Raw genomic sequence first — 24,956 nt, forward strand, 5'->3', positions numbered from 1 at the left:
CCGGCGATTAATCGTCGGGCTTATTTGTTAGTGGTTATTTGTATGAGATTAATCCGCTTTGAATTTATCTACGATGTAGAGAAAAATATTAAAAGACAAAGTAGATGGTGCTGGTTCAGCTTTTTTTCCTTCTCCACTTAATAAGTTATCCTTTTTTAAAGGAGAAATTTTACTCGTTGTTACAGTTACACCAGAAGAACTAGGACTGCCCAATAAGTGATTATCATTCAGAATATCAGTATGATTTTCCATTAATGGCTTATCAATAGGCTTTACATTATCCATCTCTGATTTCTCTTTTTCACTTTGAGCCATAGTATCTCCTGCATAAGCACACATTCCCAACACAGAAATGCCGAAAAAGATGATTTTTTTAAAAGAAACTTTGGAACTTGCTATCATAGTTAGAAGAGGTTACCTTATATCTTACTTTGGGTTCTTGTAAAAGGTTCCTAAAATTAGGAAAAAAAACCACTATGCAAACGATTGAGTACAAAGAATTTGACAAAATAGAATTGCGTGTAGGCACTATTCTGAGAGCCGAACCGTTTGAAAAAGCGCGAAAACCTGCCTATAAAATTTGGGTTGACTTAGGAGATGAGATTGGAGTAAGGAAATCTTCTGCTCAAATCACGGTTCATTATCAGCCTGAGGATTTAATTGGGCGTCAAGTTGTATGTGTTTGTAATTTTATGCCCCGGCAAATAGCTGATTTTATGTCTGAGATATTGATCACAGGATTCAGCGATGAGGAAGGAAATATTATTCTGACCTCCGTGGAAAGAACAGTGCCAAACGGAGCTTTACTACACTAGCTTTCTCTAGAATATGGAAAATCCAGAGGGTTAGGATATTCGAATTCAAAGCCTGTATGGAGGATTTTATCTCCAGAAACTACGCGATCATCGTCATCTGAAGCAATTTGGTAGCTTTTAGGCGGCTCAAATCCCAACTCCTGCACATTTTGTTCATAGACATCTTTGCGTAGCACATGCATAGGCGCTACTCCATTATAGACTTCATTCCAAAGTTCTTTCTCGATGATCCAAGCTAGCATTCTTGCAGCATCATTTCTATAAATGAAGTTTACCCTAGTATGACCAGTGATATTTTCTTTGCCAGCTACATATTTACCAGGAATCCGCTCATCACCAAGTAGCCCTCCAAATCTAACAATGGTAAGATCAAAATCCCTATCCTCAGAGAACATCAATTCACTTTTGAAAATGGTCTCATTTCCAGTAAGACCTTTGTCAAGGTATTCACCTTCCGTATAGGCAGCTTTTCTATTTGCGTCAGGATATACCCCGGTGCTAGACACGAATAATACCTTCTTGATCGAAGATTGGTCCACCATACTGCGCAAAAACTTGATCTGCTCTAAATAAAATTCACCAGTCGAGGTCCGTGAGCGTGGAGGGATATTGATCACCATTATTTCGCTAGCGAGCAATTTCTGAAAGCCTTTTCCTTGAGGAAAAGGGACCAGTGCAAATTGAATTGCATTAATTCCTTCATTTTGAAGGCTAGCTGCTTTGTCTGCTGAAGTGGTGCTACCGCACACGCTATGCTCCTGTGAGAGGATTTTTGCCAAAGGCAAACCAATCCATCCTAAACCGATAATTGATATTTTGCTCATAGAAAAGGTCAGAAAAAAACCTCCCAAAAATATGGGAGGTTGGTGATAGTTATTCCTTCTTAGGGATAGTCCCTAGAATATAATCCCATAATGGTGTACTAACACCAAACGCAACATCGGGATCTTTGTAGTGATGGATAGCATGATGAACCCAGAGTACTTTCATGAAATTCTTTGGCGGCTGAACGGCATGTACCAAATAGTGAATCCCCAAATACAAGGCATATCCTAGTAAAAAACCGGGTAAGAAGTAGTAAGCTAAATCCCCCATAGTTAATTTGAATATTAGGTAAAGGATTGCAGCATACGCAGCACTCACAAATGGAGGCATAGCCAATCTATCTTTATCCTTAGGATAATCATGGTGAATTCCATGAACCGTGTACTGCAATTTGTCCTTAATAGGCGTATTTGGCTCCATATGGAAAAAATGCTTGTGCATCATATATTCGACTAAGGTGAAACCAATGTATCCTACTACAAATAGGAGAAGCGCTGTTCCTATACCCACAGATGTTTTTTGAATTCCGAAATAAATTGAAATTACTCCAAGAATGATAAACATACTGATTGGTACTAATATATTGGTTCTTGAAATTTTCTCAAGAATTGGGTTCGAGAAAATTTGGGCTGTGCCAAAGTTATCCGGCTTATCCAATCTTCCTATCTTTTTCATATGCTACTGATTCTAATTTTACTAAGCTTTCTAAAATTTAATTTAGAATTTCATACAAAGGTAATTCAAAACGACCTTTCGACACTGAGAAATTCATGACAATAATCACATTTTAATCAAATCTGTGCCATTGTGGACTCAATAGTCTTTTGATAATAAGAGACATAATGTGGTAGAATATTGGAAATATCGAACTCCTTAGCTCTTGCAAGGGCATTTTCCTTGAAGGTTGGAAGATTAGCATCATCAAGTATAAATAGTGCCTTATCCTTCATCGCTTGTATATCTCCAATATTACAAACGAAACCAGTCACTCCATCAACGTTCAATTCGGGGATTCCTCCTGCATTAGAAGATAGAACTGGGACTTCACATGCCATTGCTTCCAATGCCGCAAGGCCAAAACTTTCTTTTTCTGAAGGCATCAAAAATAGATCTGCAACTGAAAGCACTTCCTCTACTGCATCCAACTTGCCTAGGAAACGTACATCATCACAAGTTCCTAATTCACGACAAAGTCTCTCCATTCTATCTCGCTCTGGACCATCTCCCACCAAAAGTAATTTTGCGGGGATTTCTTTTCGGACTTCATAAAATACTTGAATTACATCCTCCACCCGTTTTACTTTCCTGAAATTGGATGTATGCACCATCAACTTTTCGTCATTCGGGCAAATAGCCAATTTGAAATGTTCTTTCTTTTGCCTTTTGAAACGATCCAAGTCGATGAAGTTAGGAATCACTTCGATTTCGCGCTGGATATCGAAGAAACCATACGTCTCTTTCCTTAAATCTTCCGAAACAGCCGTCACTCCATCTGATTGATTAATACTAAATGTGACAACAGGCTCATAACTAGGATCTTTGCCCACCAATGTAATATCGGTACCGTGAAGTGTGGTCACTACTGGTATTTGGATTCCTTGTGTTTTCAGAATTTGCTTAGCCATATACGCTGCAGAAGCATGCGGAATGGCATAATGAACATGAAGCAGATCAAGCTTTTCGTATTTTACAACACTCACCATCTTACTAGCCAAAGCCAGTTCATAAGGAGCATGCTCAAAGAGAGGATAGCTTTTAATGTCAACCTCATGGTAATAAAGATTCTCGCTAAAAAAATCTAAACGGCTTGGCTGCTTATATGTGATGAAGTGAACCTCATGACCAATTTTTGCAAGACCTTTACCTAGTTCTGTCGCTACTACTCCACTACCTCCGAAGGTCGGGTAGCAAACAATGCCTATTTTCATGTGCAGATAATTTTCAATATAAGGCCACATGGAATCTCGCAGTTATTAAAATCTTCCGAGAAGGATTGGGGAATGCTCGATTTCATAATATTTTTGGCTGGTTTATAAACCTGTTTTTTAACACGCATTAACTCCTGTTTTGTTCAATTTCGAAGTTAATTATCCAATTATTAAAGAATATTGAGTGAAAAGCACTGAAAACCAATCCTTTTTACATTTTTTTTATTACTGTTCAAACGCAAAAAACCCTTGGAAGAAATCTTTTTCCAAGGGTTTTCACAAGATAAGTCACTAAATAAGTTATCCCTTTTTGCTTTCGTTTACCGCATGATGCGCCGCTCTAGCTGCAAAAGCCATGTAAGTCAATGTAGGATTCTGAGTAGAAGTAGAAGTCATCGAAGCTCCGTCAGTGACGTACACATTTGGGACAGCATGAAGCTGATGGTTTCCATTGAGCATGGAAGTTTTTGGATCTTTACCCATTCTTACTCCACCCATTTCGTGAATATCCAAGCCAGGCACTCGATGATCATCCCTAACAGAAATATCCGTGAAACCTGCCTTCGAAAACATTTCTGAGATTTGCTCCTGATAATCGATGATCATTTTCTCATCGTTGTCATCATAATCCACATTGAATTTTAAGGTTGGAAGACCGTAAGGATCTAGTTTGTCTTTGTCTAAGGCGATGTAATTGGATTCTTTTGGAATCGTCTCTCCCATCATATGCGAACCTACTCTCCATGGACCATCAGGCGCTGGACGATTAAGCATGCTATTTTTTAAATCCATTCCTACTCTTGCGTCAGCCACATAGCCACCACCTCGATATGCGCTAAAACCTCCAGCATAACCACGAAGAAAATCAGTTTCCTGCTTTTTCACATTTCTGAAACGTGGAATGTAACCACTAGTAGGGCGGCCACCAGAGGTAGTGTATTCCATAAACCCATCATAAGAAGCACTTACACCTGCTCTATAATTATGGAATGCGAAATATTTACCTAAAACTCCACTGTCATTTCCAAGCCCATTAGGAAATCTAGCGGAAGTAGAATTCATCAAAATAGCGTTGGAATTGATCGCAGCGGCATTGATGAAGATAACATCAGCATAAAATTCTTCCACTTCCTTAGTATGAGCATCTATCATTCTTACTCCAGTCGCTTTGCCTTTTTCATCATCATATATCACGGAGTGAACAACCGAATCTGGTCTCAAAGTCACATTTCCACTTTTCAAAGCCCATGGAATGGTAGAAGAGTTACTACTAAAATATCCTCCAAAAGGGCAACCTCGCTGACAAAGATTTCTGTTTTGGCAGGATGCACGGCCTTGGGCAGTAAATTCCGGTCTTGGTTCATGTATATGTGCACAACGAGAGGAGATCATATGTCGGTCTCCACCATAAGTTTCTTTCAGCTTTTGAGCGAAGTGCTTCTCTACGATATTCAAATCATAGGCTGGCAAAAACTCTCCGTCAGGAAGTGTATCAAGGCCATCCTTATTTCCTGAAACTCCAGCAAATTTTTCCACATGGCTGTACCAAGGCGCCATATCCTTGTAGCGTATTGGCCAATCTACCGCAAAACCATCTCTAGCCGGTCCTTCGAAATCATAATCTGACCATCGCTGCACTTGCCTTGCCCATAGTAAAGATTTCCCTCCAACTTGATAGCCTTTGATCCAATCAAATGGCTTTTCTTGGATATAAGGTTGCTCCGCATCTTTCGCAAAAAAGTGCTCAGAATCCTCTCCAAAAGCATAACATTTAGCTACGATTGGGTTTTCATCCAATACTGCCTGTGGAAGTTTTCCTCTATGCTTGAATTCATAAGGAAGCATATTGGTCGTAGGATAATCCTTGATATGCTTTACGTCTCTTCCCCTTTCTAGTAAAAGTGTTTTCACTCCTAGGTCACCAAACTCCTTGGCTGCCCATCCGCCGCTGGCTCCTGAACCAACGACAATGGCTTGATATGTTCGTTCTTGTTTGTTTCGAATATTCAGGTTAGCCATTGATGCGAGGTTTTTGAATTTCTGAGATTAAAGCTGAACCATTGTAAGGGCCAGGAATAAGTGAGTAAGGAATTACTTCTGTCTGAATGTACTCAGAAGCCATGTAGCCTTGCATCGTAAGTCGTTTGGTTGTATTCAAGAAATATGAAACAGCTTTGTCCTTCTCTCCTTCTGGAGTCTCTGTTGGCTTGAGATCTATACCTGTTTGAATCAGGTCTTCTTTCTCCTTTGTACTAAGCTGATCAAATTTTTTCCCCGCAGTGTTTTTGGCAAAGTCAGAGAAAGCAGATAGTCCTGTGCTGAATAGCACTTGATTTTCACTAGTCATGCAATCATTAACCATCACTAAAATGAAATCAGGCACTTCTAATTCAAGTGCTCCTTTTAATTCTCCTGCTGGTATAATTGTATCTGAGATTGCTCCCAAGAGTTGCTTTTGCGAAGCTGTAACCTTGAGGTTCTCATATGCGGCTAAGATATCATCTGAACTGAAATCGCAGGACGGAATGAGAGCCAGTCCACCAGAAATCAATGCAAGATGCCTTAGGGCGATTCTTCTATTCATGGTTTTATAGGTTTTGGGTTATAAATCGGGGCTTTAATGTAGGCAAATCAATGTTTAATTACCATTTAATTTTGATCGGTTGTCTAGAACATCTTTTAGCCAATCTTCATGGAGCATCATCAATTCAGCTGCTACTTCTGGATGTTCCATTCTCAGATTTTTAGACTCGGTGCTATCTTGAGACAGGTTAACTAGATATAGCTTATCGTCTTCAGTAAAGGTCAATTTCTTTGCTGGATCTTGTGGATTGCCAAGCAGTTTCCAAGGACCTTTTCGCACTGCCCAAGAGTTAGTCGTCGCTTCAGGATTTCCAGTAGCCCAGTGCATCACATCGTGACCCGAAGCCGCATTATTATAGATCACATCTCTCAAACTGATGCCATCCATCTCCGTAGGGTTTGGTATATCCACTCCTGTCAGATCGGCAAGTGTAGGAAACCAATCCACACTGCCAGCCCATTGATTACGCACTTCACCTTTTGGAAGGTCACCTCCAGGCCACGAGATTATAGCCGGTACGCGAATTCCACCTTCCAGCATACTGAATTTGGCACCATTGAATGGACCTGCATTTCCTCCACCAAAATATGCTCGCTCCTCTGTGCTATGTCCATGATCAGATTGGAAAACGATAATCGTATTTTCCAATTGACCTGTTTGCTCCAAATGATCCAATACATTTCCTACCAGTTCATCCAAGGTGGAAATGAACGCCGCGAATTCTCTGCGAGGACTAGGCATGTCCTTATAATGCTCCAACCAACCTGGTCTGCCTTGATAAGGATAATGAGGCATATTGATAGCCCAATAGATGAAAAAAGGATCAGCAGACGGCTGGGAAAATTGCTTTACTTCGTCCACCATCAAGTCTCCAAAGAATTCGCCTGGTCTATAGATTTCTTTATCATTTTGATACAAATCATGAAGGTTTGGCCCACTCCAGAAGAAATAATGAGAGTAATTATCGATACAGCCTCTTTGGTGACCAAAGAAATAATCGAAACCCTGACCATTCGGAAGTTTTTCTGGCGAATGTCCCAAATGCCACTTTCCAATCGTAGCCGTTCTATATCCTGCAGGTTTAAATAGCTCCGCCATAGTAATTTGCTCCGTAGGCATTCCAGATTTCCCCTCTGGATCATGGTCAGGGATATCTACATTCCCATAAAGGCCAGCATTATAATTATATCTACCTGTCAAAAGTCCCGCTCTCGAAGGAGAACAAACTGGAGCTACGGCATAGAACTGTGTGAATCGAACGCCAGAAGTGGCTAATCTATCCAAGTTTGGAGTTTCCAAATCAGTTGACCCATAGCTATTCAAATCCAAGGTGCCTTGATCATCCGAAAGAATGATCAGGACATTTGGTTTAGATGGTGTAGCCGTGGTAAACTGCTCCTCCTTTTGACAAGAGGAAAGAAGAATAACTGACCCGATTAAGGCTAATACTTTGTGGTTCATACTGTCTTTGAGGATTCGAATTACCTCGATTCGAATGATTTTTGAAAGAGTTAAATTAACGAGTCAAAACACCTATTTCTGCGAAAGTTGCTGGATTACCATCAGCAGTTTTCGATGCTTTCAAGCGAATAAACTTAGCTTTTACCTCATCAAAACGAATAGTTTGCTCTACTGGACTATTGACAATATTTGAAAATTCCCCAGCCGAGACTTTCGACCAAGATTTACCATTCTGGCTCACTTCAAATACATAATTGGTAATGAATCCACTTGGATATCTTCCTTGCATTGGGAGATATGTAAATCCTTTCAGAGAAACAGACTCGCCTAGATCAACAGTCACGGTATTATCCTCACTGGTAAAGTAAGATCCTGCATTTTCATCAATTGCTTTCATGGACTGCTTCAAAGTCCCAATCCATTTTGCTTTAGATAAGTCGACGTCTATTCTAAGAGCCTCACTTACCTTTCCTGACGCTGGATCTACAGAAATGGCCTGTAACGTTCTTGCATTATCTATAAGAAAAGGCTTCAAGTATTTCTGACTTTCAGAACTAGCTTCTGATCCATCTAGAGTATAAAAAACTTCCAAACCTTCATCCGGAGAATTCAAGGTCACTTCTCCAGTCGTAGCTCTAGAATAGCTAGGTGGAAGCATAAGCTTAGGCGCATTGTAAATTCCGACCTTGGAGATCACCGGAATATCCTTTCCGTCAGTAAATTTAACTCGTATTTTGGATGCTGCAACATCAGCAAATCTCAAGATTCTTTTATGTCCAACGGTTGTCCCTTCCGCGATTTTCTCCCAGTTTCCATTCACTTCTTTTTCCAGAACAAAAGACTTCACACGTTGACCTAATGGCGTATATTCTTGAATCAGAAGTCTATTGAAAGTAGTCTCAGTGCCAAAATCAATCGTGATTTCACCAGTTTTCCCACCATCAGGAGTAGTCCAATAGGTTTCGTAGTCTTCGTCTAGCACGTTTTCTACCTCATAACCTCTGCCACGATCAGCATTGGCCCTTGCCACTGCTTGAGCCGCCAGATTCACAGCAAAATCTTCCTTCACCTTTTCACCAAACTTCATAATCGCCTCCACATCGTTTTCATGGATCAAACCTCGGGTGTCCACAGGAAAGTTGATTAGCAAGGAGGCGTTTCTACCAATGCTTTTGTAATAGATTTCTAGGAGTTGAGGAAGTGTACGCACTTTGTGATCTTCATATTTATGGTAATACCACCCTGGACGAATAGACACATCCGCTTCAGCCGGAACCCAATGGGTCCCATTCTCTTGGCCAGTGGCATATTTTTCAGGATACTCAGGCATCCCAGCGTAAACAGAATCACGCATAAGGTTAGACCAGGTAGATTCGTAAGCAAATCCATGCTCATTTCCAACCCAACGAACATCAGGCCCACCGTCGCTGAATAACATCGCTCCAGGCTGCAATTCACGCACGAGCTTGTACATGTTTGGCCAATCGTAATAAGTCAGTTTATCTACTTTTCGAGCTTCATTTGCTCCACCATAATAGCCATCCCCGCCATTTGCTCCGTCAAACCAAACTTCGAAAATATCACCATAATTGGATAGCAATTCTGTCAGCTGATTCCTCATATAAGTGATGTATTCGGGCTTGCCGTAGTCTGGATGATTTCTATCCCATGGGGAATAATAAATCCCAAACTTCAATCCATATTCCTTACATGCTTCAGCAAGCTCTTTTATCAAATCTCCTTTCCCATCCTTCCAAGGGCTGTTTTTGACCGAATGTTCGGTGTAAGCGGAAGGCCAAAGTACAAACCCATCGTGGTGTTTTGCGGTGATGATTAGGCCTTTCATTCCAGCTTCCGAGGCTACTTTAGCCCATTGTCTTGGCTGAAGATCAGAAGGATTGAACATCTCAGGTTTCTCATCGCCAAAGCCCCATTCTCTATCAGAGAATGTATTCATATTGAAATGTACAAAGCCGTAATATTCAAGTTCCTGCCATGCAATTTGTTTGGCGTCAGGAATAGGTAATACAGGAGATGGTGGTGCTACTTTTTCTTGACAGAAGGTAAGAATCAACAAAAGTGCTGGCCAAAGTATTTTTTTCATAAGAAGTAAATTATGCTAGAAAATTAGGGCTTTTGCCTTAGGATTGAAAGAAGTATCTAATCTAAAGACTTTAGAAATGAGTTTTGGTGGAATGTCAATGTTATCTTCGGGCGAAAGACTTTAATTTGCGAATATGAATAGAATTTTTACACTAATACTAGTACTGATTTCCACTTTGGTTGAAGCTCAGATCCAGATCAAAGTTGTAGATGCAGGCTCACGCCAACCTATCGAAATGGTGCGAGCCAATTCCAATGGCACTTACTTAGCTACGAGTAATACAGCAGGGGAAATAAAAATTTCTTCGGCTGAGAAAATGCTTATCGTTTTCAATGTGGAAGGTTATGAGCAAGTAACTAGGGAGATTAATCCCGGTAAGCTTTCAATTATTACGCTTACCAAAGAAATCATAAATCTTTCAGAAATAACAGTTTCGGCATTTGAATCAGAGCGCCCACTTTTGGAGCAATCAGCTGCAATCGCTGTAGTATCAGAACAAGATTTCAACCGCTTCAATGAAACATCCATAGTCAATTCATTCAATACAAAACCAGGCATCCGTATAGAGGAGCGAGCACCTGCCAGTTATAGAATTTCTATCCGTGGGAGTTCACTCCGGGCTCCATTTGGAGTGAGAAATGTAAAAGTGTATTGGAATGAAGTTCCATTCACATCGCCTGATGGGACGACGGCATTGAACCTACTAGATCTTTCCAATATCAAGAATGCCGAGGTCATCAAAGGCCCATCGGGAAGTATCTATGGCGCTGGAAATGGTGGTGTAGTAAATCTTTACAGTCCTGCTAGCCCAAATGGAGGAAGAGTGTCTGCAGATTTTATGGCAGGAGATTTTGGCATGACTCGCTATAGATTGGGAGTATCTCAGCAAGTAGGAAATGGTGGATTTGAGGCTTCTTATGTCAGCCAAAAAGCAGATGGCTATAGAGAACATTCTGCTATGGATAGGCAAGTGTTTCAATTAGGGGGATTTTTCTCCATTTCGGATAAGCAGGAACTCAGAACTCAGCTATTGATTTCTGATCTAAATTACCAGATTCCAGGAGCGCTCAATGCTGATCAGTTAGCCGAAGTCCCAACTAAAGCTAGATCCGGATCAGTAAACCAAAACAGCTCAATTTCCCAGCAATCTGTCTTCGCTTCGATCGGGCATTTGTATAGATTCACCTCAACAATAAAAAACTCTACTACGCTTTATCTGAACACAAATGACTTCGAAAATCCTTTCATTTTGGATTACAAAAAAGAATTGGGCTTTGGTTTTGGGGGAAGAACAAAATTCACTTTTGATGGTAAACTAGCGGGTAGGGACATTAGAATAATCGCTGGAGGAGAATATCAAATTAGTTTAACTGATGCGCAGAATTTTGGAAACGTCAATGGCGTAGCTGATACGGTGAGATTTGCTGATAAACTTCGAGCAACTCAGGGATTTGCATTTCAGCAGGCAGAATGGGATTTGATGGAAAACTTTATGCTGACTTTCGCGCTTAGCGAGAATTTCAGCAGTCTAGAGATCGATCGCCAAATCGATGCTTCTGGAGGAACCACGGGTTTGCAGACAAGAAAATTCGATCCAATTGTAGTTCCGCGTTTTGCACTGAATTATCAGTTCAATGATTATTCAGGAATTTATGGAAGTATAAGCAGTGGCTTTTCTCCACCGACCATCGATGAAGTACGTACGAATGAGGGAAGTTTAAATCTTGATCTGGAGGCCGAAAAAGGCTTGAATTATGAACTGGGCTATAGAAGAGGTAAAGGAAAGTTGAATCTAGACTTGACCGCTTTTTACTTCAAACTCGATCAAACCATCACGACGTACACGAATCCTCAGGGTGTAGTACTTTTCAGAAATGCAGGCTCCACTGATCAAAAAGGAATAGAGGCGGCAATTGATTATGCGTTGATAAGAAACGAAATTGCTTTTGTTCGTGATTTGAAAATCGGAACAGCATTCACTGGGAATTATTTCACATTTAATGATTATCAGAAAGGAGATAATGATTTCTCTGGAAATGACTTGACCGGTGTTTCGCCAAACACCTTGGTTACCCGCTTGGATCTTCGAACGTCACCTGGGTTTTACTTGAATCTCACCCACCAATATGTAGATGAAATTCCTCTCAACGATGCTAACAGCGTTTATCAGGATGCCTATAATTTGGTGAATATGAGATTTGGCTGGGCGAAAAGCTTTGCTGGAAAATGGGAATTAGAAGCCTTTGCTGGTGCGGACAATTTGCTTGATGAAAGCTACTCACTTGGAAATGATCTCAATCCATTTGGTGGAAGATACTATCAACCTGCTCCGATTAGGAACTGGTATGGAGGAGTAAAAGTGGCATTTGTTTATTAAGCTTTAGACGCTATAGCCAAGAATCAGATCGGAGCAACTGCCCATTGGATTCTTGGCACTTTTTGAAAACGAATTTTCAATATGAGGGAACGGGGAGCTTTTTATAAAGCACTATCCTACTTTTTAATTTAATGTTCGCACCTGATGATTTGGTGTTCACAATCGTACATATATTTAGCCTTGTTTTCTATTAACCTTCTATAATTCAATAAGTTGTAATTTTGGGTCGCTTTTTGGCATATAGAGAATATAGAATTTAAACTAAAATATTACTGCCATGTTATCTTCACTATTTTCCCAGAAAAATATTTGTGCTGCATTGGGCTTCTTTATGGCAATTACGATTGTTTGGAAAGCAACAGTAGAAACAAAACTAGCTAATCATACTGCCCTTATTGAATATACTGAACCAACTTACAATACAGGCGAGAACACATTTCAAAAAGCTGATCAAGCTTATGAGCAACGACAATTAAAGCCCAGAATAACGGTCTTTTAACAAGCTAACAGGAAGCAATTCCTTAAGACAACCTTCGTAAGGGTTAATTTGGTTGATTGTTTGGTTAAACTAAAGAGGCGGGTTATTACCCGCCTTTTTGTATTTAACTTTCTGTGATGGTACTTAGTTTCGCTAGGAAACTGTTGTAGTACTGTCTGCCTACTTGTACCATAGCTCCGGATTGGAGCGTAATTTCTTTAGTATTGAAGCTTTCCACTTGTCCTAGATGTACAATGAAAGACTTTTGCACACGAAGGAATAATTGAGAAGGGAGAATTTCCTCGATCTCTTTCATTGATTTCCGGATATTATAGTCTCTATTTTTTGTAAAAATAGTCACCATGTTTCCGTTAGCTTCTATATAATATATATCGTCGTAGGCTACACGTTCAAAAGCATTGTCAGCTTTGATGAACACAGCATCAGTTACTAGATACGGACTGTCGTTTGAGGTGGTAACTGCTGCAGCTTCAGTTGTCGGCTTTGTACGCTTATTATAAAGTACAATCTCTACAATAGCATGAATATCATTTGTATTGAATGGCTTTACAATAAATCCAGCTGGATTTATCCTCTTAGCTCGCTCAATTATAGTGGGATCTGAATATGATGTCACATAAACAAGCGGTGCATCCACCATTTGCTTTACGATCTCACCAAGTTCAATTCCATCTTTGTCCCCTTTGAGTTTGATATCCATGAATATCAAATCGGGACGATATTTTTTGATTATTTTAATACACTGATTAGCAGAATTAGCGATATCAGTATTGACATAGCCAAGGAGTTCTAAAATCTCCTGAATATTTTCTGCGATACTTACATCGTCTTCGACGATTAGAATCCGCTCTTCTTTCATAATTAGCTAGCAGATGTTGCGTTTTAGGGGTGTAAACTAATAATTGAGACTACTTTTAGCAATTATTCTCTAGTTACAGATTTTCTCAGTGAAATCAAATGCTTTTATTTGGTCATGAAATAATTAAAGACTCATCATTTCCTTAAATCTCGCTGCCTGTCTTCTGCTAACTTCTATTCTATCTCCACCTTTGAGTGTCACTACAAGTCCTCCATTGAACCATGGTTCGATTCCTTCCACCCATCCTAAATTGATGATGTGTTTTCTACTAGCACGGAAGAAAGATTTCTCGTCCAGACGCTCATCCAGTGCATTGAGAGATTTATGAATCATCGGTTTAAAGTTGTCAAAATAAACTTTGATGTAATTACCGTCAGACTCAAATAATCGGACATTCGATAACCTCACAAACCAACAACGATCACCATCTTTGACAAATACTTGGTCGTCAAGAGTTAGTTTCTTATGGTTAAAAGTAGACGGATTCTCCTCGTTTTTGGTAAAACCATCGATCTTTCCCTGAAGTTTGGTGATTGCTTCTTCCAAACGCTTTGGCTCGATTGGCTTCAAAAGATAATCCAGTGCATTAACCTGAAAGGCTTTCAAAGCATATTCATCATAAGCAGTGGTAAATATCACATGAGGCACATTATCCAGTTCTTCCAAAAGTTCAAAACCGGTTTTCTCAGGCATTTGGATGTCCAGAAAAATCACATCAGGATTCAGTTGTTCAATTTTTTCTTTTGCATCATCCACGTTGACCGCTTCACCTACTACTTCTACACTTTCAAGTTGATTTAATAGGGTGATTAGTTCTTTCCGTGCTAATCTTTCATCATCAATTACAATGGCTCGCATTTTTGTTGAGTTGGTTATTCGAATGTAACTTTTTGTTTTGGAATCTTTATTTCAGTAATAACGAATTGATTTCCTGAGTTAAAGATACGGAAGCTTGCCTTATCACCATAAATAAGCTTAAGTCTTTGTACTGTATTACTTAGTCCATGACCTTGTTCATCCTTTGATTTCAGAGATGGAGGGTGTGTAAGCTGTCCACTATTCTTTACTTGAATGTACAAATCGTCATGGAGGCCCTCCCTACATTTGATCTCTATCACACCGCCTTTCACCAGATTTGATACACCGTGTTTAATTCCATTTTCTACGATCGTTTGAAGCATCATGGGAGGAATCTTATAGCTATATGACTCATCTTCAATATGGTAAACAACTTCGAGTCTTTCCTCAAAACGAATCGATTCAAGTTCTAAGTAGTCTTTAACTGTATTAAGTTCATCCCCAAATTCTATGGTTTGTTTTTTATCCATCATCAGCGAAAAGCGTAGCATATTCGAGATTCTAGTGATAGCAGTTTTTGCTTTGATCGGATCCTCATCCACTAGCGCTCTGACGCTGTTAAGAGCATTGAAAATGAAATGAGGGTTCAGTTGGCTTTTCAGGTGATTGAGCCTAATCTCATTTATCTTAGCTTCATATTTCAGCGTGGAATTGTAATTGTCCAGAAAGTGGACCAAAAAATACACTAGAAACCAAAGGGAGAAGAGCAAAATTGCTTGAAAGAGATTAGCTAAAATCACCAATATCTTAAAGTCAAGTGCGGGACTTAAGGTGCCAAAAGCAATGTTGATAAAAATCTGGGCGACAATATTGACAAATGACAAAGCTATAATTGCCAAAAAAGATTGGAACAAAAGCTGAGGAATGCTCATCTTAAACCAATTGTATGTTTTGACTATGTAGCGAAGAAAATGAGTGGAAATTAGATTGGTCGCCGCTAGCACAATGAAAGCCCAAATTTGTACAGCAGTAACTCCCCTGGAAAGAGAAGCTAGGAAAATACTCACCAAGGCAAATCCACCCCATCCAAGTACTTGCAATAACCAATACAACTTAATTCTGTTCATAATCGCTCAAAGTTAAATAACCAGATTGTATCCCCATTTTTAATTTGATAAAAGGAGGATAGCCTTGATTTTTACCCTTGTTAGCTATTTAATTCCATTTTAAGGAATTTACCTGTGTAGCTTTTTGCTGTGGCAGCGACCTTCTCAGGTGTCCCCTGCACCACGATTGTTCCACCTTTATTTCCTCCTTCAGGGCCCAAATCAACTATATGATCTGCCATCTTGATCACATCCATATTATGTTCAATGATCAAAACAGTGTTACCTTTTGACACTAATCCATTGACCACTAGCATCAATAATTCTATGTCTTGGAAATGGAGTCCAGTAGTCGGCTCATCAAGTATATAGAAGGTCTTTCCAGTATCTTTTTTAGAAAGTTCTGTTGCTAATTTGACACGCTGAGCTTCTCCACCAGAAAGAGTCGTAGCATGCTGGCCAAGAGTAATGTAACCTAACCCTACATCATTTAGCGTCTTTATTTTCCTCAGGATTTTTGGTAGCTTATCGAAGAATTCTACCGCCTGCTCCACAGTCATATCGAGCACATCGGAAATCGATTTTCCTTTGTATCGAATCTCTAAGGTTTCTCTATTGTAGCGCTTGCCTTTGCATGTTTCACAAGGCACATGTACATCTGGCAAGAAATCCATTTCTATCAGTTTCATTCCTGCACCTTCACAATCCTCGCATCTTCCTCCTTTTACATTGAAAGAAAAACGACCAGGTTTATAGCCTCTGATTTTGGCTTCTGGGAGTTCTGTGAAAAGTGTTCTGATATCCGAAAATACCCCTGTATACGTAGCTGGATTAGAACGTGGAGTTCTACCAATCGGCGATTGATCTACCTCAATTACTTTATCCAAATGTTCCAAACCGCTTACACTCTCGTAAGGCATAGGGTTCTTCTTGGAATGGTAAATTTGCTGATTCAGAATAGGGTAAAGTGTCTCGTGGATCAAGGTACTTTTTCCAGATCCAGAAACTCCTGTAATACAAATCAGCGTGCCTAGAGGTAGCTTAAGATCAATATTCTTAAGATTGTTCCCTGTTGCTCCTTTGATTAGTAGTTCTAATCCTTTCCCATCTCTTCGCTCTTTTGGAACTGGCAATCCTAGCTTTCCGGATAGATATCTGGCCGTGACACCCTCTGTTTTTAATATTTCTTTTGGAGTACCATCAGCCACAATATGTCCACCATGACGCCCAGCTCCAGGACCCATGTCTAGTAAATAATCTGAAGCTAACATCATGTCTTTGTCATGCTCCACGACCAACACAGAATTGCCCAGATCCCGCAAACTTTGAAGTGCATGAATTAGCTTTTCATTGTCACGCTGGTGAAGTCCAATGCTTGGCTCGTCCAAAATATAAAGCACCCCGACCAGCTGAGTACCTATCTGTGTAGCCAGTCTAATCCGCTGAGCTTCCCCACCAGAAAGAGTTCGTAACGGCCTATTGAGTGATAAATAATCCAAGCCTATATCTAGTAGAAATCCGATTCTCTTTCGAATTTCTTTCAGCACTTCTGATGCAATAATATTTTGCTTTTCTGAGAGTCTACTTTCCAGTCCAACAAACCATTCTCCTAGCGAACGAATATCCATCAACGCTAACTGCCCAATGTGTTTTTCATCGATTTTGATGTGGAGAGCTTCTTTTTTTAGACGATAACCATCACATTCTGGGCAGGTTTGAATAATGGTAAATTCACTTATCCAATCCTGTATTTTATCCGAACTTCCTTCCTGATACTTCTTGAGGAAATTGATAATCCCTTCAAAGGTCGTATGCCATTTTGTGCCAGGATGCTTCACCGAATCAACAGCCACCTCTATTTTATCTCCATTAAGAAGGATCTCCACGACATTATCCGGAAGATCTTTGATAGGCGTACTCATGCTACACTTATAGTGCTTGAGAATAGCTTCTATTTTCTTGAAAATCCAAATATCTCTATACTCACCCAAAGGAGCGATTCCACCTCTAGTGATGCTAAGATTTGGATCAGGAATGATACTCTCTCGTGTGATTTCTTCAGTAACTCCTAAACCATTACAGGTTGGGCAAGCTCCATAGGGGCTATTGAAAGAAAATGTATTTGGTGCTGGTTCGTCATAAGACAAGCCAGTTTCTGGATCCATGAGGTACTTGGAAAAATGATGAATTTCACCCTCTTCGTCCCGAATCATAAGAACTCCCTTACCATGCTGCAATGCAGATTTGAGAGATTGTGTAATGCGGAATCGGTCGGATTCTTCAGCTACGATTCGATCAATTACAATCTCTATATCGTGGATTTTGTATCGATCCACTTGCATTTTGGGCACCATCTCCATCACCACTCCATCTACACGAACCTTAGAAAATCCCATTTTTCGGATCTGCTCAAATAGTTCTCTGTAATGTCCCTTTCTGCCTTTAACTACTGGAGCCAGGACGTATAGCTTTTGGTCCAAAAAGTTAGTAAACAACAAATCGATAATCTGATCTTCTGTTTGTCTCACCATTTTCGATCCAGTGAGGTAAGAGTAAGCATCTCCAGCCCTTGCATAAAGCAAACGCATGAAATCGTAAATCTCCGTTACCGTGCCCACAGTAGAGCGTGGATTTTTGGAAGTGGTCTTTTGCTCTATGGCAATAACAGGTGAAAGCCCATTAATTTTGTCCACATCAGGACGCTCCATACCGCCGAGAAATGATCTGGCGTAAGCTGAAAACGATTCCATATATCGGCGCTGACCTTCGGCATAGATCGTGTCAAAAGCCAACGAGCTTTTGCCACTACCACTCAGACCGGTAATTACCACAAGCTTATTGCGGGGAATCTTCAGGTCTAAGTTTTTAAGATTATGCTCTCGGGCTCCAAAAATCTCTATGTATTCTTCCTGTGCAGGAGTGACTTTACTCATAAATCGGCGGGCAATTTTAAACGGCAAAGGTACGGATTTTCAACCGCACCCAGTAGTAAACTTCAAAGAGTATAACCCAAGAAGGAAAGATTGGTTCATTGATGGTCAAGGACTGGGCACTGGAGTAAATGTCACTTAGTGGGAATGCCAATTTTAAAAATCTTCTTTACTCAAAGAAAACTAGGACTTCAGAAACCAATGCACGTAACCACATTTGTCACAAATCAGATTCTGAGCTGATTTATTTGCCCAGTCCAATTTGAAAAAAGTCATTCCCTTGGTATTCATCAATGTTTCCCGCTCCCAAAACTTATCATTTTTGCAGACAGCGCAGATAAGCTTGTTTCCAAGGATCATTCTTTCAGTTGCAATTAACTTGCTTCCCATAGTGAGTATAGTTTTTGAAATTACTCCGGCAGCATAATCTCATACGTTTTACCTCGTCTTACATTCAAATCTTTATCCCGAAGCCAAGGATTATAAAGCTTCAGATCCTTATAAGTATTTCCTTGCTGCTTGGCCCAATTGGCGAGATTTTTAATATCGGAATCTACCTTTATATATTTGAAATTAGGGTTTTCATAGTAATCTGATTCTCTCAAATGAAAGCCAAATTCTCCTGGGTTTTCGAAAATCACTTTAAATGCTAAAATCCGAAAAAGGTATCGACTAGTCTCGTCATTGAGGTAGAGATCATAATAATTGAGGGCTAACTGATCATCTTGTCTTCTGGCAAATCCGGACTGTCCCATATTATAACTGGCAGCCACCGCAGTCCAATCTCTGAATTTCGCATGTGCCTTATTGAGGTATTTTGCAGCTGCAAAAGTTGCCTTTTCTAAGTGATAACGTTCGTCCACATCCTTTGAAATTTCCAGTCCGTATTCTTCACCTGTAGACTCCATAATCTGCCAAAAACCCTTTGCTCCTGCAGGAGATGCTACATTCATAAGCGCCGACTCAGCCATTGCCAGATATTTGAAATCATCAGGAATTCCATTTTCCTTCAACCATTGTTCTATTTCAGGCAGAAACTTAGAAGAACGTTTCATTAGGAGGATCATATTAGACTGCCAATAGGCATTCACATAGATCTCCCGCTCAAGTCGCTCTTTTACATCTTCGATTTCCAATGGGACTTTCTCACCCGCAAAGGTCAATTCTTTAGGAATATTAAAAAGTCGAACAGTATCCCTAGACGGAAGTGGCATAGTCTCCAGCAACTGAACATCGGCAACTCCAGGCACTTCGGTGACTTCACTTGGGGTTCTCCATATGGCATAGCTAGCCATTGCAAGGCAAAGAACTATAAGGACGTAAAGAGGTACTAGGTGAGATTTATTCATTTAATAAAATTAAGTTTCTTAAGAGCAACAAGCTTCCATTGCTCCACACAATGAGGTAAGCTTAGAAGTTTGGACTTAGTAGGTATTTGTTATAGAAGTCATCTATAACTTTCACTGCCTCAGTTGCATCTTCAACGACAGAGAATAATTCCAAGTCTACTTCATTGATATAATGGTGGCTAAGGAGTGTTTTTCTGATCCAATCTACCAATCCTGACCAGTAATCCTTACCTACCAATACAATGGGGAATTTCCCGATTTTATTGGTTTGGATTAATGTCAATGCTTCGAAAAACTCATCCATGGTACCAAAACCACCAGGAAGGACTACAAATCCTTGAGAATATTTGATAAACATCACTTTGCGCACAAAGAAGTAATCAAAGGTCATCAACTTATCTCGATCAATGTAAATATTATCAAATTGCTCAAAGGGCAAAACGATATTTAATCCTACGGATTTCCCTCCCTCAGAATGAGCTCCTTTGTTACCGGCTTCCATGATACCCGGTCCTCCACCAGTGATCACTCCGTAACCGTGGCGGACAAGTTTTGCAGCTATATCCTCAGCCATTTTATAGTGATGGTGATCTCTAGGAGTACGTGCTGAACCGAAAATTGAAACGCAAGGGCCGATTTTAGCTAGCTTTTCGAATCCTTCCACAAATTCTGACATGACCTTAAAAATTACCCAGGAATCGGCACTTTTAATTTCACTCCAATCTCGCTCTTTGAAAGCTAACCGGATTTTATCCTCTGCATTTGTATTTTCTAGATTGCTCATATCCTGTTTTTTATTAAAGAAAACGATCTCTTCGCTGAAATGGACGCTGTATTACTGACTATTCATCTTGAATACTGGTAAACAGCTGACTTTCAATATAAAAAAATACTTGCATACGAGAATCAAACGACAAAGTCTGGTGTAGTTTTGCGCACTATTTGAAATATAAGAGATGAATCTCGTAGAAAAATCTCAAGCTACGCTGGACGTGTTCAGTGAGCTCGAGTCAGAAACAAAGCAATTTGCATCTGAAAGTGGGTTAAGCTGTGTATCAGGATGTGGTTTCTGCTGCGCAAATCCTAAAGTACCAGCCTCCCCGTTAGAATTTCTTCCATTGGCCTTTGACCTCTATGATAAAGGATTGGCCGAATCAACCCTGGCAACATTAGAAAGCAAGGATGAAGGAGACAGTTGTGTCATCTACAAACCTCAGTCAGAAGATGGCAAAAAGGGATTTTGCGGAAATCACACCAAAAGAGGCATGATCTGCCGATTATTTGCTGCCTCAGCTCGAAGGACCAAATATGGCAAAAAAGACCTCATTATCTGCAAAGTTTTGAAGGAGGAAAAGACTGAGGAATTTCTAAAAGCTAGCGAAAGAATTAATAATGACATGGATATTCCGCTTGCAACGGCTTTCTATTCACGTTTAGATGAAATAGACCAATCCCTCTGTCAACAATTTACAATAAATGAGGCGATCGCTTTTGCGTTGGAATTAGTTTTGAGATATAAGTTCTACGAAGAGCAAGAAGTTGATGTGATCGCATAATTTTTTTGCTCCTGTCAATTGAAGTATATTGTGTCATATTTCAAGGGTAACCTCTCACAAGTTTTTAATTATGCTAAAAATCGGAGAAATAGTACAGACTGTCAAAGGGATAGTAGAGACCAAAATAGATATGGTCAAACTGGATATTCAGGATCAGATATCAGGGATCCTATCTCGTCTGGTTATTTTAATTTTGATGGGAGGGAGTCTTCTCTTGGTTCTATTGTTTTTGAGTTTGTCTCTAGCCTTTTTTCTAAGTCAATATTTCGAATCCCCGCATATGGGATTCCTACTAGTTGGGTTATTGTATCTATTAATCTTATTTATTCTATACCTAATAAGAGATAATGATTCTACCCAGGATCAAATGCAGAAAGGTTTAAAGGGTTTTATATTCAGGGCAAGAATTTTCAAAAAACGTCGAGAAAATGAGTAAGGACTTGGAAAAAAAAGAAGAAGAGCTAGAACAAACACTGGCTAGACAGCTTGAGCTTTTTAAAGCAGAATCTGAAGACTGGTTAAAAATCGGTGGTGTAGTTTTAGCCGGGGGATTGATCGCATTTGCGATCGTTAAAACTCGAGGTAAACGCAAAGATCGAAAAACTGAAGAAGCACTGGCAGTTCTCGAAAGAGAGGGGCTTCTTACCAAAGACATAGAGAAAAAACTCACTGAAAGAGGTTCTAATTCCTCTTTTTGGCCAAGCATGGGTCAGCGTCTATTGATTTTAGGTCTTGCATTTGCGAAAGAGAAGTTTCTTCCTAATTTATTTACTGCTGACCCAGAAGATGCCAAAGTCGAAGAACAGAGTCGGTAAGATTTTAAAGGATTATCATAAGACAGGCAGAAAAGGTTTGGCATGGCTGGTTGATCCAGACAAGTTTAAAAATGCAGCTCTTTTCGAGGAAGAACATGCTTGGGTTAAGGATTCCGATTTAGATTTAATTTTTGTAGGAGGAAGCCAACTTAGCCGAGATAATTTTAAAGAAGTAGTCATTTCACTTAAGAAAATTTCAGGAGAAATTCCAGTTGTAATCTTCCCTGGCTCACAAATGCAGTTGGCGGAAGAGGCAGATGCAATTTTATTTTTATCCTTAATCTCTGGAAGGAACCCTGAATACCTTATCGGTCATCAAGTGCTGGCGGCTCCTATAGTTAGAAAAATGAAATTGGAAGCCCTTCCAACAGCATACATGCTAGTAAATGAAGGTGAGATAACAAGTGTTCAATACGTAAGTCAAACAATACCTTTGCCGAATTCTAAACCGAATCTTGCTAGAGCTACCGCACTTGCAGGGCTATACTTGGGTATGAAGTTTTTCTATATGGACGCAGGAAGCGGTGCAAAATCTCCTGTGTCGGCGGAGGTGATCGCTTCGGTAAAATCTGTCACCAATAATCCTATCATAGTAGGTGGCGGTTTAGATTCTTTAGCAAAAGTAAAAACTGCCTATGAAAACGGTGCAGACTTACTAGTTATCGGTAATGCTATAGAAAAAAACCCCAGCTTTTTGGCCGAGGTCTTAGAGTATAAAATGCTGTTGAATATTTCCTTAAACGTTAATTAAGGATTCCCTTCTCCTCATTTTTCCAGCGGGAACTCCATACATCATCTTGAATCTACGGCAGAAATAGGCAGTGTCCTTATAGCCTACTTCTTTTCCTATGTCGCGAATTGATTTTTTAGTAGTTCTCAATAACTCCACCGCAGCTTCCATCCGTTGGTATTCAATGTAATCTTGTGGATTAATTCCAGTCAGCATTTTGAAATACTGTCCTACATAATCTTCAGACACATTAGCAACCTTAGCAAGAATCTTATTAGATAGATCACCTCCCAAGTTCGACTTTATGTAGTTGAATAAATCTATCAGTCTTGGATCCTTGAAATAGGTTGCATTAGTGGAGAGCTCCTCTAAGAATAATCTATTCTTCAGAATATGACGAAGCAGCTCAATTACTAAAAGTTCTGTATGGGATTTTAAGGCTCTTTCTTTACCTACATTGCTTACTTCTACTTCCTTCATTAGATCCTCCATAATCGTAGCCAGACGATCGTTGAATCGAATGATGAATGGAGGGATATCTAACGAGTTAAAAAAGTTAACGACATCAAATACCTTAGACTCAAAGCCAACCACAGAAATACAGTCATCTTCTGTGCTCTTGATTTCTCTGAAGCTTAAACTCTGAAGATATTTTTTCTTGTTTTCCTGAAATTGTTCTTTTGAAATTTCTCCTTTTTTGGCGCTACCACCAATCGTTAATTTCGTTTTTTGTTCAGCGGGAAGAAAAAGCACTTCACCTTCATTGAGTAGCTCTTGATCTTCTCCGAATTTAAGAGTACCATGATGTAGAAGAATCAGAGTATTATCAGATTCCGTATAATCATTCACTGAGATTGGCTTCTCTACTCGAAAATTATTTCCTCGAATAAACCTAACATTGACTGATTCTATAACCTTGTTGTAATATTCCATGAATAAGTAGCATAAAAATAGAGGGGCAAAAATATGATTTTTCTAACGATAATTCATGAATTTTCTATAGATGGTGTTAAAAAAATAAAAAAGGGTATAGTTTTATTTAACTATACCCTTTTTCAAACAAATTAAATGCTACCGAAGGATACCTCTAGATATAACTATTTTCTGAATTTCCGAAGTCCCTTCATAAATCTGAGTAATCTTAGCATCTCTCATCAAACGTTCTACGTGGTATTCTCTTACATATCCGTATCCACCATGTATTTGAACTGCCTCGATACTTACATCCATCGCAACTTGCGAGGCATATAGTTTTGCCATAGCGGATGCATGTGAATAATCTTCACCTTGATCTTTCAACCATGCAGCTTTGTAAACCAATAGCCTCGCAGCTTCAATGGTAGTCGCCATGTCTGCCAGTTTAAACTGAATTGCCTGATGTTGGCAGATTGGCTTGCCAAAGGTTTTACGTTCTTTTGAATAAGCTACTGCAAACTCATACGCTCCAGCCGCAATACCAAGGGCTTGGGCTGCAATCCCGATTCTCCCTCCATTCAAGGTTTCCATGGCATACTTGAACCCAAAGCCTTCTTCTCCTATTCTATTCTCAACTGGCACTTTCACATCTGTAAACATCAGTGAGGTGGTATCCGAAGCTCTGATACCCAGCTTATCTTCTTTGTGGCCAGGAGTGAATCCTTCCCACCCTTTTTCTACTATAAAAACTGAAATCCCTTTGTGCCCTTTGCTATTGTCTGTTTGAGCAAAAACAAGGTATGTATCAGCTTTTGAACCATTGGTAATCCAGTTCTTCGTACCATTTAACACATAGTGATCCCCTTCTAGGTACGCTTCCGTTTTTTGCGAAGTAGCATCTGAACCCGCTTCTGGTTCAGACAAAGCAAAAGCACCAAGTTTTTGTCCCGAAGCCAATGGCTTAAGATATTTTTCCTTTTGGTCCTCTGAAGCATATTTTTCCATCCCCCAACATACCAGTGAATTGTTCACTGACATGGCCACAGATGCTGACGCATCAATCTTCGATAGTTCCTCCATCGCTAGGACGTAGGAGACCGTGTCCATTCCTCCTCCGTTATATTTAGGGTCGATCATCATGCCCATGAAGCCGAGTTCTCCCATTTTTTTAATCTCTTCAGCCGGAAATCTCGATTCGATATCTCGTTGTATTACTCCAGGAAGCAGCTCATTTTTTGCAAAATCTCTCGCCGCCTCTTGCACTGCGCGATGCTCTTCTGTTAATTCAAAATGCATAATATTCTC

Annotated in this window: 24 protein-coding genes; 7 read left to right on the forward strand and 17 right to left on the reverse strand. The window is 39.8% G+C overall.

The genetic code is table 11. The features are described 5' to 3' along the window. Positions 1-48: 48 nt before the first annotated feature. Positions 49-402: a hypothetical protein gene (locus BM291_RS00480; RefSeq protein ID WP_092894210.1), complete on the reverse strand. Its 354-nt coding sequence runs from the start codon at positions 400-402 to the stop codon at positions 49-51. Between the two features lie 74 nt (positions 403-476). Between BM291_RS00480 and BM291_RS00485 the strand changes: the two genes are divergently transcribed. Continuing rightward, a complete protein-coding gene (locus BM291_RS00485; protein WP_092894211.1) occupies positions 477-815 on the forward strand; it encodes a tRNA-binding protein in 339 nt (112 codons plus the stop codon). On the opposite strand, the gene BM291_RS00490 is transcribed toward BM291_RS00485, so the two are convergent. The 7 genes from BM291_RS00490 to BM291_RS00520 form a co-directional block, all read right to left on the reverse strand. Beyond that, positions 812-1,639, reverse strand: coding sequence for a Rossmann-fold NAD(P)-binding domain-containing protein (locus tag BM291_RS00490; RefSeq protein WP_092894212.1), 828 nt, complete (start codon positions 1,637-1,639; stop codon positions 812-814). The two genes, BM291_RS00485 and BM291_RS00490, sit on opposite strands and share 4 nt — an antisense overlap. Before the next feature lie 49 nt (positions 1,640-1,688). Beyond that, entirely contained in the window at positions 1,689-2,315 is a 627-nt protein-coding gene (locus tag BM291_RS00495) for a sterol desaturase family protein (protein WP_092894213.1), read from the reverse strand. Between the two features lie 116 nt (positions 2,316-2,431). After that, complete coding sequence (bshA, locus tag BM291_RS00500) at positions 2,432-3,568, reverse strand: N-acetyl-alpha-D-glucosaminyl L-malate synthase BshA (RefSeq protein ID WP_092894558.1); 1,137 nt, start codon at positions 3,566-3,568, stop codon at positions 2,432-2,434. Positions 3,569-3,868: 300 nt separating this feature from the next. Continuing rightward, a complete protein-coding gene (locus tag BM291_RS00505; RefSeq protein WP_092894214.1) occupies positions 3,869-5,587 on the reverse strand; it encodes a GMC oxidoreductase in 1,719 nt (572 codons plus the stop codon). After that, positions 5,580-6,152, reverse strand: a complete 573-nt coding sequence (locus BM291_RS00510) for a gluconate 2-dehydrogenase subunit 3 family protein (RefSeq protein WP_092894215.1) — start codon at positions 6,150-6,152, stop codon at positions 5,580-5,582. The genes BM291_RS00505 and BM291_RS00510 overlap by 8 nt, the downstream gene beginning before the upstream one ends. A gap of 54 nt (positions 6,153-6,206) precedes the next feature. Next, the gene (locus tag BM291_RS00515; RefSeq protein WP_092894216.1) at positions 6,207-7,613 is read right to left on the reverse strand and encodes a sulfatase family protein; all 1,407 of its coding nucleotides are present in this window, start codon (positions 7,611-7,613) and stop codon (positions 6,207-6,209) included. A 55-nt stretch (positions 7,614-7,668) separates the two neighbouring features. Then, positions 7,669-9,717 (reverse strand): alpha-L-fucosidase, encoded by a 2,049-nt coding sequence (locus BM291_RS00520; RefSeq protein ID WP_092894217.1) that lies wholly within the window; start codon positions 9,715-9,717, stop codon positions 7,669-7,671. Positions 9,718-9,850: 133 nt separating this feature from the next. On the opposite strand from BM291_RS00520, the gene BM291_RS00525 reads away from it, so the two are divergent. Then, positions 9,851-12,094, forward strand: coding sequence for a TonB-dependent receptor family protein (locus BM291_RS00525; RefSeq protein WP_092894218.1), 2,244 nt, complete (start codon positions 9,851-9,853; stop codon positions 12,092-12,094). Positions 12,095-12,371: 277 nt separating this feature from the next. Beyond that, on the forward strand, positions 12,372-12,593 hold the full coding sequence (locus tag BM291_RS00530; RefSeq protein WP_092894219.1) for a hypothetical protein: 222 nt from the start codon (positions 12,372-12,374) through the stop codon (positions 12,591-12,593). Positions 12,594-12,696: 103 nt separating this feature from the next. Here the strand turns inward: BM291_RS00530 and BM291_RS00535 are convergent, their stop codons facing one another. From BM291_RS00535 to BM291_RS00565, 7 genes are all read right to left on the reverse strand, one after another. After that, the gene (locus BM291_RS00535; protein WP_092894220.1) at positions 12,697-13,452 is read right to left on the reverse strand and encodes a LytR/AlgR family response regulator transcription factor; all 756 of its coding nucleotides are present in this window, start codon (positions 13,450-13,452) and stop codon (positions 12,697-12,699) included. Positions 13,453-13,575: 123 nt separating this feature from the next. Further along, a complete protein-coding gene (locus tag BM291_RS00540; RefSeq protein WP_092894221.1) occupies positions 13,576-14,310 on the reverse strand; it encodes a LytR/AlgR family response regulator transcription factor in 735 nt (244 codons plus the stop codon). Between the two features lie 14 nt (positions 14,311-14,324). Next, positions 14,325-15,377, reverse strand: coding sequence for a sensor histidine kinase (locus tag BM291_RS00545; RefSeq protein WP_092894222.1), 1,053 nt, complete (start codon positions 15,375-15,377; stop codon positions 14,325-14,327). A gap of 80 nt (positions 15,378-15,457) precedes the next feature. Further along, a complete protein-coding gene (gene uvrA / locus BM291_RS00550) occupies positions 15,458-18,289 on the reverse strand; it encodes an excinuclease ABC subunit UvrA (RefSeq protein ID WP_092894223.1) in 2,832 nt (943 codons plus the stop codon). Positions 18,290-18,469: 180 nt separating this feature from the next. Further along, positions 18,470-18,676 (reverse strand): hypothetical protein, encoded by a 207-nt coding sequence (locus BM291_RS00555; RefSeq protein WP_092894224.1) that lies wholly within the window; start codon positions 18,674-18,676, stop codon positions 18,470-18,472. A gap of 20 nt (positions 18,677-18,696) precedes the next feature. Then, positions 18,697-19,635, reverse strand: a complete 939-nt coding sequence (locus BM291_RS00560) for a lytic transglycosylase domain-containing protein (protein ID WP_092894225.1) — start codon at positions 19,633-19,635, stop codon at positions 18,697-18,699. Between the two features lie 61 nt (positions 19,636-19,696). Next, a complete protein-coding gene (locus tag BM291_RS00565) occupies positions 19,697-20,419 on the reverse strand; it encodes an LOG family protein (RefSeq protein WP_092894226.1) in 723 nt (240 codons plus the stop codon). A 172-nt stretch (positions 20,420-20,591) separates the two neighbouring features. Here BM291_RS00565 and BM291_RS00570 point away from each other — a divergent pair, with 172 nt between their 5' ends. The 4 genes from BM291_RS00570 to BM291_RS00585 all read left to right on the forward strand — a co-directional run bounded on the left by BM291_RS00570 (position 20,592) and on the right by BM291_RS00585 (position 22,757). Beyond that, positions 20,592-21,191: a YkgJ family cysteine cluster protein gene (locus tag BM291_RS00570; protein WP_092894227.1), complete on the forward strand. Its 600-nt coding sequence runs from the start codon at positions 20,592-20,594 to the stop codon at positions 21,189-21,191. 70 nt (positions 21,192-21,261) lie between these two features. Beyond that, positions 21,262-21,627: a phage holin family protein gene (locus BM291_RS00575; protein WP_092894228.1), complete on the forward strand. Its 366-nt coding sequence runs from the start codon at positions 21,262-21,264 to the stop codon at positions 21,625-21,627. Beyond that, positions 21,620-22,006, forward strand: a complete 387-nt coding sequence (locus tag BM291_RS00580) for a hypothetical protein (protein WP_092894229.1) — start codon at positions 21,620-21,622, stop codon at positions 22,004-22,006. The genes BM291_RS00575 and BM291_RS00580 overlap by 8 nt, the downstream gene beginning before the upstream one ends. Positions 22,007-22,043: 37 nt before the next feature. Then, positions 22,044-22,757 carry a phosphoglycerol geranylgeranyltransferase gene (locus BM291_RS00585; protein WP_245786745.1) on the forward strand — a complete coding sequence of 238 codons (714 nt, stop codon included), beginning with the start codon at positions 22,044-22,046 and terminating at the stop codon, positions 22,755-22,757. On the opposite strand, the gene BM291_RS00590 is transcribed toward BM291_RS00585, so the two are convergent. Together BM291_RS00590 and BM291_RS00595 are read right to left on the reverse strand one after the other, a co-directional pair. After that, positions 22,743-23,669 (reverse strand): helix-turn-helix domain-containing protein, encoded by a 927-nt coding sequence (locus BM291_RS00590; protein ID WP_092894231.1) that lies wholly within the window; start codon positions 23,667-23,669, stop codon positions 22,743-22,745. The genes BM291_RS00585 and BM291_RS00590 overlap by 15 nt on opposite strands. Positions 23,670-23,807: 138 nt before the next feature. Further along, positions 23,808-24,947: an acyl-CoA dehydrogenase gene (locus BM291_RS00595; RefSeq protein ID WP_092894559.1), complete on the reverse strand. Its 1,140-nt coding sequence runs from the start codon at positions 24,945-24,947 to the stop codon at positions 23,808-23,810. Between the last annotated feature and the right edge of the window lie 9 nt (positions 24,948-24,956).

This window comes from Algoriphagus aquimarinus (assembly GCF_900112005.1).
GTDB lineage: Bacteria > Bacteroidota > Bacteroidia > Cytophagales > Cyclobacteriaceae > Algoriphagus > Algoriphagus aquimarinus.

Bases quoted from the DNA above. Each gene is read 5' to 3' on its own strand.
- BM291_RS00480 (WP_092894210.1), bottom strand. From the start codon at position 402: ATGATAGCAAGTTCCAAAGTTTCTTTTAAAAAAATCATCTTTTTCGGC.
- BM291_RS00485 (WP_092894211.1), top strand. From the start codon at position 477: ATGCAAACGATTGAGTACAAAGAATTTGACAAAATAGAATTGCGTGTA.
- BM291_RS00490 (WP_092894212.1), bottom strand. From the start codon at position 1,639: ATGAGCAAAATATCAATTATCGGTTTAGGATGGATTGGTTTGCCTTTG.
- BM291_RS00495 (WP_092894213.1), bottom strand. From the start codon at position 2,315: ATGAAAAAGATAGGAAGATTGGATAAGCCGGATAACTTTGGCACAGCC.
- bshA (WP_092894558.1), bottom strand. From the start codon at position 3,568: ATGAAAATAGGCATTGTTTGCTACCCGACCTTCGGAGGTAGTGGAGTA.
- BM291_RS00505 (WP_092894214.1), bottom strand. From the start codon at position 5,587: ATGGCTAACCTGAATATTCGAAACAAACAAGAACGAACATATCAAGCC.
- BM291_RS00510 (WP_092894215.1), bottom strand. From the start codon at position 6,152: ATGAATAGAAGAATCGCCCTAAGGCATCTTGCATTGATTTCTGGTGGA.
- BM291_RS00515 (WP_092894216.1), bottom strand. From the start codon at position 7,613: ATGAACCACAAAGTATTAGCCTTAATCGGGTCAGTTATTCTTCTTTCC.
- BM291_RS00520 (WP_092894217.1), bottom strand. From the start codon at position 9,717: ATGAAAAAAATACTTTGGCCAGCACTTTTGTTGATTCTTACCTTCTGT.
- BM291_RS00525 (WP_092894218.1), top strand. From the start codon at position 9,851: ATGAATAGAATTTTTACACTAATACTAGTACTGATTTCCACTTTGGTT.
- BM291_RS00530 (WP_092894219.1), top strand. From the start codon at position 12,372: ATGTTATCTTCACTATTTTCCCAGAAAAATATTTGTGCTGCATTGGGC.
- BM291_RS00535 (WP_092894220.1), bottom strand. From the start codon at position 13,452: ATGAAAGAAGAGCGGATTCTAATCGTCGAAGACGATGTAAGTATCGCA.
- BM291_RS00540 (WP_092894221.1), bottom strand. From the start codon at position 14,310: ATGCGAGCCATTGTAATTGATGATGAAAGATTAGCACGGAAAGAACTA.
- BM291_RS00545 (WP_092894222.1), bottom strand. From the start codon at position 15,377: ATGAACAGAATTAAGTTGTATTGGTTATTGCAAGTACTTGGATGGGGT.
- uvrA (WP_092894223.1), bottom strand. From the start codon at position 18,289: ATGAGTAAAGTCACTCCTGCACAGGAAGAATACATAGAGATTTTTGGA.
- BM291_RS00555 (WP_092894224.1), bottom strand. From the start codon at position 18,676: ATGGGAAGCAAGTTAATTGCAACTGAAAGAATGATCCTTGGAAACAAG.
- BM291_RS00560 (WP_092894225.1), bottom strand. From the start codon at position 19,635: ATGAATAAATCTCACCTAGTACCTCTTTACGTCCTTATAGTTCTTTGC.
- BM291_RS00565 (WP_092894226.1), bottom strand. From the start codon at position 20,419: ATGAGCAATCTAGAAAATACAAATGCAGAGGATAAAATCCGGTTAGCT.
- BM291_RS00570 (WP_092894227.1), top strand. From the start codon at position 20,592: ATGAATCTCGTAGAAAAATCTCAAGCTACGCTGGACGTGTTCAGTGAG.
- BM291_RS00575 (WP_092894228.1), top strand. From the start codon at position 21,262: ATGCTAAAAATCGGAGAAATAGTACAGACTGTCAAAGGGATAGTAGAG.
- BM291_RS00580 (WP_092894229.1), top strand. From the start codon at position 21,620: ATGAGTAAGGACTTGGAAAAAAAAGAAGAAGAGCTAGAACAAACACTG.
- BM291_RS00590 (WP_092894231.1), bottom strand. From the start codon at position 23,669: ATGGAATATTACAACAAGGTTATAGAATCAGTCAATGTTAGGTTTATT.
- BM291_RS00595 (WP_092894559.1), bottom strand. From the start codon at position 24,947: ATGCATTTTGAATTAACAGAAGAGCATCGCGCAGTGCAAGAGGCGGCG.